This is a genomic window from Brevibacterium sp. LAARM3_SD1 (assembly GCF_057364765.1).
Genome location: NZ_JBNFOL010000011.1, coordinates 1 through 12,206 on the forward strand (window position 1 = coordinate 1; position 12,206 = coordinate 12,206).

Genomic DNA, 12,206 nt, shown 5'->3' on the forward strand with positions numbered 1-12,206 from the left:
TAGACGAGTCACGACTGCGGTTTCCCCGGCAGGCTGATGGGCCGCGTCAGGGACTGCGGATCCTGGTCAAGGCTCGGGAGTCCATGACTCAGGAGAAGACCCGGACCATCAATGCGCTCACTGCGCTGTTGCGTACTCATGACCTTGGTATGGATGCGCGTCGGAAACTGTCGGTCGTCAAGATCCAGATGGTTGCGAAGTGGCGGGCCAGGAACGAGTCTGTGGCACTGGCCGAGGCCCGTCGGGAAGCCATTCGGTTAGCCAAGCGCGTCGTCGAACTCGAAGCGGAAATCAGGGACTACGCCATGCGGATCGAGGCGTTGGTCAAGGACAGTCCGGCTGCGGTGTTGTTGGACGAGCCGGGGATGGGGCCGATTACCGCGGCTGTGTTCTACCTGGCGTGGTCGCATCATGGGCGGGTGCGTTCGGAGGCTGCGTTCGCGAAGCTGGCGGGGGTCTGTCCGATACCGGCGTCGTCGGGGAATGTGGTGAGGTTCCGGCTGAACCGCAGTGGTGATCGGCGGTTGAATTCTGCGTTGTACATGGTGGCTATCACGCGGCTTTCTCACCATCAGCGGTCTCAGGCGTACATGGCTAAACGGCTCAGTGAGGGGAAGACGAAGAAGGAGACGATCCGGTGTATGAAGCGTCACGTGGCTCGTTCTGTGTATCGGATTCTCGAGGCCACGAAACCGATCGGCCACGCCGCTTGACAGACATAGAAGGATCCTGACGGCGGCCCAGCAACCTGGCGCAAGGTTGCTGGGCGCCATCAGGTAGTAATTATCAGCGGTTGAGGCGGGCCTTCCAGGCGGACATGACCTCGGGCGGGGTCGGTTTCGACACGAGGGACCCGACGAGGTAGCCGACCAGCGAGGCGATGAGGCCCAGGTAGATGGCCGATTCGGCGTAGATGCCGGAGACGATCATGACGACCACGGTGGTCACGGCGCCGAGGATCATTCCGGCCATCACGCCGACGATCGTGCCGCGCTTGAACACGAGACCGCCGAGGATCGGGATGAACAGGCCTGCCACCAGCAGGTTGTACGCCACGGTCAGCGCCTCGACCACGCTGGGCATGATCATCGCGAGCACCAGCGTGACGACGCCGAGCCCGATGAGATAGATGCGCGAGTCGCGCACCTCGTCACCGGTCTCGCGGACCAGCGACCGCACGAGCGTCGACTTCGCACCGGAGCCGGAGCCGGCAGCGCCCGACGCATTCGCCGAGGCGGCCGATCCACCCGTCGCTGCGCCGTCCGCAGCAACGCCGTCCGCCCCGGCTCCGTCAACCGCGGCACCCGAGCCCGCACCAACGTTGCCACCCGAATCAGGCACGATGTCCTTGCGGGCGAGGATCGGCTCGACGATGTCCTGACGGCACACGGTCGAGGCCGCCATGAGCGACCCCGACGCCGTCGACATCATCGCGGCCAGAGCAGCAGCGAGCACGATTCCGCCGAGCACCGGCGACATCGAGGCATCGACGACGGCGACGAACACATCGTCCTGAACCTCGATGCCGGGCACGATCTTCGTCGCGGCCATGCCGATGAGTGCTCCGGCCACGGCATAGAGCAGGCAGTAGACGCCGGCGGAGAAGCCGCCCCACCTGGCCACACCCGGGCTGCGGGCGGTGAACACGCGCTGCCAGATGTCCTGGCCGATGAGCAGGCCGAGGGTGTAGATGAGGATGTAGCCGAGGATCGCCTGCCAGCCGATGCCCACCGGTGAGGTGTGCGTTTCGGGCAGCGACGAGAACAGCTCGGAGAAGCCGCCGGATTTCGAGAGCACGAGCGGCAGCATGATGAGGAAGATGCCGATCGTCTGGATGAAGAACTGCACGAAGTCCGTCAGCGTGATCGACCACATGCCGCCGAGCATCGAATAGAGGATGACGATGCCGCCGCCGATGAGCACCGACAACACCTTGTTGAGGTCGAACAGGGCATGGAAGACCGTGGCGTAGGCGACCGTCGACGTCGTCGAGATCATCAGACCGTAGGCGGTCATGATCGCTCCGGACACGAATCGGGAACCCTTGCCGTAGCGGAGTTCGAGCATCTGCGAGACCGTGTAGATCTCGAGCTTCTGAATCTTCGGAGCGAAGAACAGTGAGAGCACGATGATGCCCAGACCGATCGACAGCACGAGCCACATTCCCGACAGCCCGGCGGTGTAGCCGAGACCCACACCGCCGATCGTCGACGCGCCGCCGAGGACGACGGCCGACATCGTGCCGGTGTACAGCAGCCCGCCGAGGCGACGGCCGGCGACGAGGAAGTCCTCCTGATTATGGGCCTTGAACCGGCCCCAGACTCCGAATCCCACCATTGCGGCGAGATAGATGATGACTACCAAAGAGTCCACAGCGACCCTTTCTGTTGGATCGGCTCAGTGACCGACGGTGATGTGAATGGCGGTGGGTACGGTGCGACCGAGCGCCTCGGCGATGGCCTGCGGCAGCGCGGAATCGATGTCCGCCTCGGCGATCGTCACCCCAGCCCCGCCCATGGACTGACCGAGCTTCGCGAAGTCCGGACGGGCGAGCCGGACGGCGAAGGGTTCGATGTCGCGATCGACCATCTGGCCCTCGATCTCCGCGTACCCGCCGTTGTCGACGATGACGAAGGGAATGCCCAGTCCCAGCTCGGCCGCGGTCATGAGCTCCTGGATGGAGAACATGGCCGCACCGTCGCCGAGGATGCACACGACCGGTCGCGCCGGATCGGCGAGCTTCGCCCCGAGCGCGGCGGGAATGCCGTAGCCCAGGGTCGCGAATCCGGGCATGTACAGCAGCTGATCAGGCGTGCTCGCCGTCAGCGCGTGCACCGTGCCATCGTAGGTGACCTGCGAGGAATCACCGGAGATGACGACGTTCGCTCCCGCACCGTCCTCGACGAGCCGGGTGACCCTGGCCCCGATCGCGTCGAAGTCGAAATCGGTGGCCCAGCTCTGCCGGATCCGGGTGACCCGATCGGCCCCGGATTCCCTCGCCGAGGCGGCCGATCCGTGCGAGTCGGACGAAGCCGTCCCGTTTTCCCTCGCCGAAGCGGCGGTGGCCGTTGCTGACTCGAGCGCGGTCATGAGCGCGGTGAGGAACTCCGCGGTGTCCGCGCAGGCGAGGATGTCACCGGCCAGGTTCTTATTCAGCTGGTCGGGGTCGATATCGCAGCGGATGACGGTCTGCCGGGCAGAGTCATCACGGACGCCGATGCTCGTCTGCGCACCGATGACTCCGCCCCAGAGGTCGGAGTCGGCCAGTTCGGATCCGAGCACGATGAGCACATCGGCGGCCGCGGATTCGGCCTGCACGCTGGGGAAGCGCACGTTGGAACCCAGAGACAGCGGATGCGTCTCGGACACGATGCCCTTGCCGTTGGCGGTCGTCGCCAGGGGAGCGTCGAGGGCCTCGATGAGACGGGCCACCTCGGCGTGTGCTCTCCTGGCACCGCCGCCGGCGATGACCAGCGGACGCTTCGCCGCGCTGATCGCTTCGGCCGCCCGGGCCACGACATGTTCATCGAGTCCGGGGCGGCGGCCCGCGAACGGGACCGGCACGCTGCCGTTCCATGCTCCCTCGAGTACGTCGAGGGGAACCTCGATGTGCACGGGTCCGGGACGGGCCGAGTCGAACATGGCGAACGCCTCGGCGACGGCCTGCGCAGCTCCTTCGGCGGTGCGGGTGCGCTGGGAGGACACGAGAAGGCGATTGAGGGCGCCCGAGGAGTCCTTCGTCTCGTGCAGCATTCCGACGTCTGCGCGCTCGAACCCGGTGGGCACACCGGGGGAGAGGATGAGCATCGGCCGGGACTCGGCATAGGCGGTCGCGGCGGCGGTGATGACGTTCGTCAGGCCCGGACCCGAGGTCGTGATGACGACCCCGGGCTTGCCGGAGACGAGGAAGTACCCGTCGGCCCCGTAGCCTGCTCCCTGCTCGTGGCGGGGAGTCACGGCACGGATCCCGAACTCCGGCAGATGCCGGTAGAACTCGAGATTATGGGTGCCGGGGATGCCGAAGATCGTGTCGACACCGTGGGCGGCCAGGGTGGCCACCACGGCACGACCGCCGTTGCGGACGGTGTTCTCGGTGCTCATGGTCAGACTCCGAGGGCGGTGCCGGACGGACCGGAGGGACCAGTGACTCCGTTGTTCTCCGCCGCCCACAGGGACAGGACCTCGTAGCCGACATGGGCCGCGGCGAGTCCAGTGACCTCGGCATGGTCGTAGGCCGGGGCGACCTCGACGATCTCGGCGCCGACGACGTTGAGTCCCTGGAGGCCGCGGATCGAGTTGAGCAGCTCACGGCTGGTCATTCCGCCTGCCTCGGGGGTGCCGGTGCCGGGTGCGGCCGCGGGGTCGAGGACGTCGATGTCGACGGACAGATAGACCGGAGCATCGCCCAGGCGACCCCGCATCCGGGCGACGACGTCCTGGACCGAGGTGAACTGGTATTCGTCGCTGCGGATGATCTGGAAGCCGAGCACCTCATCGTCCTCGAGGTCCTTCTTCCCGTAGAGGGGACCGCGGATGCCGATGTGCATCGAGGCCGTCATATCGATGAGGCCCTCTTCGCTGGCGCGGCGGAAGGGAGTGCCGTGCGTGTAGGGCGCACCGAAGTAGGTGTCCCAGGTGTCCAGGTGCGCATCGAAGTGGAGGACGGCGATCTTGCCGTGCGTCTTGTGCAGGGAGCGCAGGTTGGGCAGGGCCAGAGTGTGGTCACCACCGAGGGTGAGCAGCTTGGCCCCATCGGCGCGCATGGCGTCGGCGTTGGCTTCGACGGTGGTGATGGCCTCTTCGATGTCGAAAGGGTTGACGCCGAGGTCACCGCAGTCGGCGACCTGCTGCCAGGTGAACGGGTGGACGTTCGTGGCCTGGTTGTAGGGACGCAGCAGCTTCGAGGACTGGCGGATGTGAGCCGGTCCGAAACGGGCGCCGGGACGGTAGCTGACGCCGGCGTCGAAGGGGATGCCGATGACTTTGACGTCGATCTTCTCGCCGGGGCGCTCGGCTTCGACCTCGTCGATGCGCGGCAGCAGTCCGAACGTCGGGGGTCCTGCGTAGCGGGGTGTCTTGCTGTAGTCGGCTGGGCCGAGCGGCTGAGACGTCACTGGCTTTCTCCTTCGTCTTGGCGGTTGACCGGATCCGGGCGGGCCGGTGGTCGTGCCCTCAGCCTAGGACGTGGCTCACACAACACCGATATCCAGAGCGGCGCATTTGACATCGCTGTTATCCAGATTGGATAGAATCAGGTGCATGGTCACCTTGGAACAGATCTGGTCACGCACCGAACTCGCTCTCGACGTCATCGTCGATTCTCCGACGGCTGCGGACCAGGAGGTCACGATCGTCCATTCCTCGGAGCTGCCGGAGGTCGACGAATGGCTTGCCGGCGGTGAGGTGCTGCTGACGATCGGGGTCGGTCAGGACCTCGGCGGGGACACCGTCGGGGACTATGTGCGCCGACTCAAGTCCGTGGGCGTCCATGCGCTCGGCATCGGTCTGGGCTCCGACCTTCCGTGGAAGCAGGTCCCGCCGAAGCTCATCGCCGCCGCGCAGGAGGAGGAGCTGGCGCTGTTCGGGGTGCCCGAGCCTGTTCCGTTCGTCGCCGTCGTCGATGCCTTCACCCGGATGCGCGAGGCGGAGACGAACCGAGAGCTGACCCGGGCGAGCAGCGCGGCTCGTCGTTTCGCGACCGCGTTGGCGGGTGTCGGCCCCGCGGCCCTGGTCGCCGACCTGGCGGAGACGCTGGAGGCGCCGGTCCGGTTCGTCTCGCCCACCGGCAGGGCGCTGAGCGGGGACGATGCCGAAGAAGACGTGCGTTCGGCGCTCATCGAGGAGTCATTGAAGCCGACTTCGGGGCCTCGTCTGATTCGCACCGGTGCGCGAATCGTCGAGGCCGTTCCGGTCGGGGGTGACCATCCGCTCGGGTGGATTCTCACCCCCGCCGAGGCGGCCGGATCTCCGAAGACGCGTGCCCTGCTGCTGTCGACCGCTTCGGCCCTGTTGGCGATGACGCTGGCAGACCTGCCCGTTCCCTCCGGTGGTGCACCGCTGTTCGACACCGACCTGAGCGAGGTTGAGGCGCGCGAGGAGTGGACTCGGGTGACGGGTCTGGCACCGGTGGCGACCGTCGGGATGCACAACTTCGGCGGGGTCCGCGGGGACTCGGCTGAACGCCTCATCGCCGATATCGTCGGTCGGAGTCTGCTCACCCGCTCCGGTTCGCTGCTCGGGGTCGTCGGTGCGCAGGAGGCCGGGGTCGATGAGCTGGTGACGAAGGCCGCCGAGGTCACCGGCCTGGACGCGCTTGCGCAGAAGAGGCTGCCGCTGGAACAGCTCCATCACACGTGGATGCTGTGGCGGACGCAGCATGAGTCCGAGGCCTCCGAGGTCAGGGCCCTGCTGTCCGCAGTCGATGAGGAGGCTGCCGACCGATTCGTCGAGCGCATCCTCGGCGAGCTCTTTCGGGCCCGCGGCGGCCAGGAGCTGTTGGAGACCCTGCGGGTCTTCATCGCCGCGTCCGGGGCGCGGGAGCGCATCGCCGCCGAGCTGGGAGTCCACCGGCACACGGTGCGGGCGCGGTTGGCGAAGATCGAGAAGCTGCTCGGCCGCGACCTCGGCCGCGCCGAAACGCGGCAGGCGGTGTCGATGGCCCTCGAGCTTGCCGAACTCTAGGCGTCGCTCTCACCGACTGCTCGGCACAGTGTTCTGTGCGGCTGTGCCCGCTGACTACTCCGCGAAGTGTTCGACGCGGAAGCGTTCGGCAATCTCGAGCACCCGGGCGAGAGCCTCGTCTTCACCGATGCTGATACGCACTCCGGTACCGAGATTGCGCACCGCTACGGCTTGTTCGACACACGCATCTTCGAAGGCATCGGATTTCTCGCCCAGCGGCAGCCACACATAGTTCGCCTGTGCCTCGGGCACATCCCAGCCTTGTTCGCGCAGCGCAGCTGCAAAGGCATCGCGGGTCTGTGCGATTTCGCCGGCCCGCTCGATGACCTCATACCAGTGTTTGAGGGATTCGAGGGCGGCAGCCTGGCTGAGGTCGGTGACGCCGAAGGGGATGACGGCCTTGAGGAGCCCCTCGATGACCGGCGGATGGGCGACGGCGTAGCCGACGCGCAGTCCGGCGAGTCCGTGCGCCTTGGAGAAGGTGCGGAGCAGAACGAGATTCGGATAGTCGCGGACGAGACTCAGTCCATCGGCTCGGCCGGGTGCGGTGGCGAACTCCCAGTACGCTTCGTCGAGGGCGACGAGGACGTGGGCGGGCACCTTGTCGAGGAATGCGCGGACCTCGTCATCGCGCAGCACCGGTCCGGTCGGATTGTTCGGTGAGCAGAGGATGATGAAGCTGGTGCGATCGGTGATCGCCTCAGCCATCGCATCGAGGTCGTGGCGCCCGTCCGCTGTCAGCGGCACCTCGTGGCGAGTCGAACCGACGAGACCGGTGGTCTGCGGATACATCTCGAACGACGGCCACGGATAGATCGCCTCGGTGGTGGCGTCCGACGTGATCTGGGTCAGTGCGACGAGCAGTTCGCTGGCACCGGTGGTGACGACGAGCTGATCCAGCCCGACACCGAGGCGGTCGCCAGTCCCTCACGCAGAGCCCGCGCCGCATCGTCGGGGTAGAGCGCGGGGTTCGTCGCATGAGCGACCATGGCGTCGAGGACGGCCGGCAGAGGGGGCAGAAAATTTTCGTTCGAGGAGAGCTTGAATGACTCGAGACCGTCGACCTGGCGCGGAGGTTTGCCCGGAATATACGGCGGGAAGGTCTCCAGGGCGGGCCGCAGACGGGGTGCGGCTGTGGTGGAGGCAGAAGCTGAGGCGGCGGCGTCGGAGTCGTTCATGGACTCATGATGTCACAGGGCATCACCGCCGCCACCACTCGCTGGGGCGATCAGGTCCTCGCGCTGTCGATCACCAGGGTTTCTCCGGGGTCGACCGGCCTCCGTCTCCGCCGGGACCCTGCTGACGCTGGTGCCGTTCGGAGTCCTCACGGCGCTTCTCCAACTCGTCACGCTTCTTCTCGCGTTCGGACTTGCCCGATGAATCGTCCGGCTTCTCCTCCTCGCTGGATTCCTGGCCCTCGTCTCCGGAGGATTTTTCGTCCCCGGAGTCCTGGTCCTGCGAATCCTTGTCATCGGACTCGCTGTCGTCGGTTCCCTCTTCCTTGGCCTTCTCGCCCTGCTTCTTGTCCTCGACGCGTTCCTTCGCCTGGTTGCTCTTCTGCTTCTCTTCGCTCTTCTTCGGCTGACACTCCTCGGGAGCGTCTTCGAGGGTCTTCAGCGAACGGTCGTAGAGTTCCTGCGATTGGTCGGGGTCCTGCGAGGCGATCTGATCCGCCTGCTTCTCATAGACGTAGGACAGGTTGATCCGCACAGCGCATTCGGCCGAGGTCGGAGCGATCTCCAGAGCGGATTCGAGATCGGTCTGGGCGGCATCGAAGTCGCCGACGGCAGCCTCGGCGGTGCCGCGGTTGAAGTAGCCGATATGGCGCTGGAACGGGCTGACCTTGAGGAACGCCGTCGCTGCTTTCTTCGCACCGGGGAAGTCATTCGAGGTGTATCGGACCTGCGAAGCGGTTCCGAAGTAGGTGGCCATCGCGATATAGCCGAACACCAGGGCGAAGATGGTGCCGAGGATGAGGTTGATCTTCGTGATCCGGCGCAGCCGTGACCACAGATTTTTCAGGCGGCTCATCGCGGACCTCCTTGGTAGGGCACCGATGGGTGAGGCGACGGCGGATGGGGGACCGCCTGCTGAGGCGCCTGCTGGTAGGGCCCCGGACCACCGGGACCAGCCGGACCACCGGGACCGCTGGGGCCCCATGGACCGGGCGGGCCGCCTCGGCGAGGGCGCTTCGGGGTGATCGCCTTGAGGCGCAGATATTCGCGGACTCCGAAGACGAGCTCCACGGCGATCCATGCGAAGACGAGGATGAGCGGAACCCAATAGTATTCGTCGACGGTGACCCGGCCGTCCTTCTTCACCAGGGCCTGATCGTATTTCGGGGCGGTGTAGACGTTGGAGATCGGACCGTTGCCGTCGCGGTGGTGGTAGTCGACGCCGAGGTCCGAGGCGATCTGGCGCAGGTTGCCCTCGTCGATCTTCGAGACCCCAGGGTTGCCGTTGCGGTCCTGGATGTATTCGGACGGTGACTGATCGTCGTCGGGGTCATCGGGGTCGCCGATCCCCGGGGCATTGCCGGGATCGCCGACGCCGGACCCGTAGCCGAACGGCTGGCTGTCGCGCATCTTCCCACCTTGCTGGGTGCCGTATCCGAAGACGGCTCCGCTGTCGATGCGGGAGGCGAAGGGCGACCATGATTCCGGATTCTCCGATACGGTCTGCTCACCGTCTCCGAAGTAGAACACGACGTTCTTGTTCTCAGGACGATCCTCATCGTTCGAGGTCATCCGCTTGTCGAGCTCCTCACCGGCCTCGGTGATCGATGATCCCCTGGAGTTCATCGACGATTCGGGCTCGAGCACGTCGACGGCGGAGGCGAAGGCGGCGTGATCGGTCGTCAGCGGCATCACGGTGGCCGCGGTCGAGGCGAAAGTGATGATGCTCATCCGAGTGCCGGGGAAGGCATCGGCGAGTTCGAGCATGTCCTTCTTGACCCCTTCGAGGCGGGTGCTGTCCCCGTCGAAGTCCTCGGCGGCCATCGACGTCGTGACATCGACGACGAAGTACACATCGGCTCGTGCCTCGTATTCTTCGGTCGATGACTTGATCGGAATGCCGGGGCGCGCCAGTGCGAGCGCGAGCACGGCGACGACACCCATGCGGGCGAACCACTTCCAGCGTGCTCCGTCGCCGCGGATGGCCGGGATGATGCACACGGTGAGCAGGGCGAGGACGATGAAGCCCCAGCCGAACCAGGTGAAGACGGGATCGAAGATCATGATTTCGTCCTCCACGCCAGCACGAACACTCCGGCCAGGCCGAAGACGGCGATTCCGAGCGGAACCACCGGCATATCGTGGACGATCGTGTACGAACGTCCGGGGGTGTTCTCAGCTTCCTGGCTCTGGATCTCTTCGACGATGCGGTCGATCGTCGACGCCGAGCCCATATCGAACTGTTCGCCGCCGGTGCGGTCGGACACGGAACGCAGCTCCTTCGTCTGAGTGGTCGTCAGCACCGAGGGAGGGGAGAGGCTGTAGACGCGGACCTTCGCGTCGACGGCGATATCGGCGGCTTCGTTGAGTTCGAAGAGCGGTTGTCCGGCGAGCATATTGTCCGTGGCGAAGATGATCGATCGGGACCGGTCCTCGTCCTGGCGGTCGAAGTTGTCCACGCAGCTGACGAGTCCGTCGCCGATGAGCGAGGAGCCGCCGATGTTCGGGGGCGAGGTCGACCATGAGTAGTCGGTGCCTTCGGCGCCCCAGGTGCGGAATCCCTCCTCGGCTTCGGCGAGGTAGTTCTGGACCATGTCGTAGTCGTCGGTGAGCGGGAACGCGGAGACCGCGGTGGCGTTGAAGACGGTGAGGCCGATGCGTTCGCCGTCGAAGCGGTCGACGAGCTCCTGATAGGACTCGAGCAGATCGGCATCGTAGCCGAGCATCGACCCGGACACGTCGAGGCAGAGCATGACATCGCGCATCTTCCGCTCCGGGTTGACCGTCTCCACCCAGGCCGGGCGTGCGATTCCCGCCAACGCGGAAAGCCCGGTGAGGACGATGACGCCGAGGAGGGCGACCGTGGTCACCAGTCGCCTGCGCATGGCCCTGCGGAAGCTCGGGAGGCTCGTCATCCGACCGCTGTGGGCGACGGCCAGCGAGGACTCCGTCGACTTCGGTCGGCGGAAGAAGAAGACTGCGGCTGCGGCGAGGGCGAGCAGGATGAGCGCCAGCCACCAGAACATCAGGACCATCGCGCCACCAGCTTCCGCGCCTCGGTGATCTGCGGCTGCAGACCGGACGGCTCCGCTTCGGCGAATTCCGCCTCGTAGAGACCGAGCAGGCAGTCGGCGAGGTCGTCGAGGCCGGCGACGGCCGCATCACGGTAGGTCAGGTGTTCGGCCTTGACGCCCCACGCATCATGGGCGAATTCGCGCACGATCGTCGCCAGCTGCTGTGCCGATTCGCGCACGTCCGCAGCCTCCCCGCTCAAGCCCGACTCCACTGCGCTGATGCGGGAGAGGTAGGTGCTGCGTACGGGGATCGGGATGCGCGGCCCCTCCGACGGGGTGGCTCCGGCCGCGGCGCGGAAGAGCGGGGCGAAGAGGTTCCCGAGCGCCAGCAGCAGCACGAAGCAGGCCGCCACGTACCATGCCGGCGAGACCTCCAGGGGGCCGATGAGCTCAGCGGGGCCCACGGCGGTGCCTCAGCAGAAGAGTGTGGAGCCGGCCGAGGGCCGACTTCGGGTGGTCGATTTCGATGTGGGCGATGCCCAGCTTCGCGAGAAGGTCGATGCGCTGTTGACGGCGGGCCGCCTCGGCGAGGGCGAATTCCTGTCTGACCTCGGGTTTCGTCATCACCGAGGTGGGCAGTCCGTGTTCGGGTCGGGCGACGTCGAACGGCGCCGAGGCGGCCGGCAGGCCCGCGAGGTCCGCGTCGGTGATCGTGATCCACAGGACCTCGTGCTGGGCACGGAGCCGACGGATCGTCGCTTCGGCTTCCGGTCCCAGCGGAGCCTGGTCGGAGATGACGACCAGCAGCATCCGATGGTTGATATGACTGGTGATCCACTGCAGCTGGGTGTTGATCGACCCAGGAGAGGTGCTGCCGGATTCGGCGAGGATCTGCTGCAGGAGGTGCTCGAGGTGGGCCTCGCTGCCCTTCCTGGGGGAGGCGGTGGTCTGGTCGGCATGTCCGTGGATGAGCATGACGTCGTCGGCGTGGCGGACGGCGAGGTAGCCGACCATCCCGGCCATGAGGATGGCCAGGTGGCGTTTGTCGGCGCCGGCGGAGGTCACAGCGTCGAAGTTCCTCGAGGTGTCGACGACGAGCCCGAGGATGTGCCGGCGGTGGGCGACATAGCGTTTGACCAGAGGCTCGGTATGCCTGGCCGTGGCCTTCCAGTCGATGTCGCGGATCTCGTCACCGGGGATGTAGTCGCGCAGATCGTCGAAGTCGAGGCTGTGGCCGTGGAAGACCGAGGAGTAGTCGCCGTCGAGCAGGCGCCGCGTCCGCCTGTGGGCGTGGATGGTCAAACGCGCCTTGATGCGATTGAGCAGGACAGTCATC

General features: G+C 66.2%; 12 protein-coding genes. 2 read left to right on the forward strand and 10 right to left on the reverse strand.

Translation table 11 applies throughout. The features are described from left to right. The coding region (locus AC2W7L_RS08245) for a transposase (RefSeq protein ID WP_486004064.1) at window positions 1–713 on the forward strand (713 nt) is incomplete at its 5' end. Window positions 714–786: 73 nt separating this feature from the next. Here the strand turns inward: AC2W7L_RS08245 and AC2W7L_RS08250 are convergent. From AC2W7L_RS08250 to speB, 3 genes are read right to left on the reverse strand one after another with little or no spacing between them, the layout of a single operon-like run. Continuing rightward, the gene (locus AC2W7L_RS08250; RefSeq protein ID WP_486004065.1) at window positions 787–2,373 is read right to left on the reverse strand and encodes a sodium:solute symporter family protein; all 1,587 of its coding nucleotides are present in this window, start codon (window positions 2,371–2,373) and stop codon (window positions 787–789) included. Between the two features lie 24 nt (window positions 2,374–2,397). Beyond that, window positions 2,398–4,101, reverse strand: a complete 1,704-nt coding sequence (locus AC2W7L_RS08255) for a thiamine pyrophosphate-binding protein (protein WP_486004066.1) — start codon at window positions 4,099–4,101, stop codon at window positions 2,398–2,400. A gap of 2 nt (window positions 4,102–4,103) precedes the next feature. Continuing rightward, window positions 4,104–5,114 (reverse strand): agmatinase, encoded by a 1,011-nt coding sequence (gene speB / locus AC2W7L_RS08260; protein WP_486004067.1) that lies wholly within the window; start codon window positions 5,112–5,114, stop codon window positions 4,104–4,106. A gap of 145 nt (window positions 5,115–5,259) precedes the next feature. Between speB and AC2W7L_RS08265 the strand changes: the two genes are divergently transcribed. Beyond that, window positions 5,260–6,681, forward strand: coding sequence for a PucR family transcriptional regulator (locus AC2W7L_RS08265; protein WP_486004068.1), 1,422 nt, complete (start codon window positions 5,260–5,262; stop codon window positions 6,679–6,681). Window positions 6,682–6,735: 54 nt separating this feature from the next. Here AC2W7L_RS08265 and AC2W7L_RS08270 read toward each other — a convergent pair whose 3' ends face one another. From AC2W7L_RS08270 to AC2W7L_RS08300, 7 genes are all read right to left on the reverse strand, one after another. Then, window positions 6,736–7,581: an aminotransferase class I/II-fold pyridoxal phosphate-dependent enzyme gene (locus tag AC2W7L_RS08270; protein WP_486004138.1), complete on the reverse strand. Its 846-nt coding sequence runs from the start codon at window positions 7,579–7,581 to the stop codon at window positions 6,736–6,738. Further along, entirely contained in the window at window positions 7,530–7,859 is a 330-nt protein-coding gene (locus AC2W7L_RS08275; RefSeq protein ID WP_486004069.1) for a hypothetical protein, read from the reverse strand. The genes AC2W7L_RS08270 and AC2W7L_RS08275 overlap by 52 nt, the downstream gene beginning before the upstream one ends. Before the next feature lie 70 nt (window positions 7,860–7,929). Continuing rightward, window positions 7,930–8,712, reverse strand: coding sequence for a hypothetical protein (locus tag AC2W7L_RS08280; RefSeq protein WP_486004070.1), 783 nt, complete (start codon window positions 8,710–8,712; stop codon window positions 7,930–7,932). Beyond that, window positions 8,709–9,920, reverse strand: coding sequence for a vWA domain-containing protein (locus tag AC2W7L_RS08285; RefSeq protein ID WP_486004071.1), 1,212 nt, complete (start codon window positions 9,918–9,920; stop codon window positions 8,709–8,711). Before AC2W7L_RS08285 ends, AC2W7L_RS08280 begins: the two co-directional genes overlap by 4 nt. Next, window positions 9,917–10,891, reverse strand: coding sequence for a vWA domain-containing protein (locus tag AC2W7L_RS08290; protein ID WP_486004072.1), 975 nt, complete (start codon window positions 10,889–10,891; stop codon window positions 9,917–9,919). Before AC2W7L_RS08290 ends, AC2W7L_RS08285 begins: the two co-directional genes overlap by 4 nt. Further along, window positions 10,882–11,334, reverse strand: coding sequence for a hypothetical protein (locus tag AC2W7L_RS08295; RefSeq protein WP_167198087.1), 453 nt, complete (start codon window positions 11,332–11,334; stop codon window positions 10,882–10,884). The genes AC2W7L_RS08290 and AC2W7L_RS08295 overlap by 10 nt, the downstream gene beginning before the upstream one ends. Beyond that, the gene (locus AC2W7L_RS08300; protein ID WP_486004073.1) at window positions 11,321–12,205 is read right to left on the reverse strand and encodes a DUF58 domain-containing protein; all 885 of its coding nucleotides are present in this window, start codon (window positions 12,203–12,205) and stop codon (window positions 11,321–11,323) included. Before AC2W7L_RS08300 ends, AC2W7L_RS08295 begins: the two co-directional genes overlap by 14 nt. Between the last annotated feature and the right edge of the window lies 1 nt (window position 12,206).

What these genes read in the sequence shown, in the direction of transcription:
- AC2W7L_RS08255 (WP_486004066.1), bottom strand. Translation starts at nt 4,101, where the DNA reads ATGAGCACCGAGAACACCGTCCGCAACGGCGGTCGTGCCGTGGTGGCC.
- AC2W7L_RS08265 (WP_486004068.1), top strand. Translation starts at nt 5,260, where the DNA reads ATGGTCACCTTGGAACAGATCTGGTCACGCACCGAACTCGCTCTCGAC.
- AC2W7L_RS08275 (WP_486004069.1), bottom strand. Translation starts at nt 7,859, where the DNA reads ATGAACGACTCCGACGCCGCCGCCTCAGCTTCTGCCTCCACCACAGCC.
- AC2W7L_RS08280 (WP_486004070.1), bottom strand. Translation starts at nt 8,712, where the DNA reads ATGAGCCGCCTGAAAAATCTGTGGTCACGGCTGCGCCGGATCACGAAG.
- AC2W7L_RS08285 (WP_486004071.1), bottom strand. Translation starts at nt 9,920, where the DNA reads ATGATCTTCGATCCCGTCTTCACCTGGTTCGGCTGGGGCTTCATCGTC.
- AC2W7L_RS08290 (WP_486004072.1), bottom strand. Translation starts at nt 10,891, where the DNA reads ATGGTCCTGATGTTCTGGTGGCTGGCGCTCATCCTGCTCGCCCTCGCC.
- AC2W7L_RS08300 (WP_486004073.1), bottom strand. Translation starts at nt 12,205, where the DNA reads ATGACTGTCCTGCTCAATCGCATCAAGGCGCGTTTGACCATCCACGCC.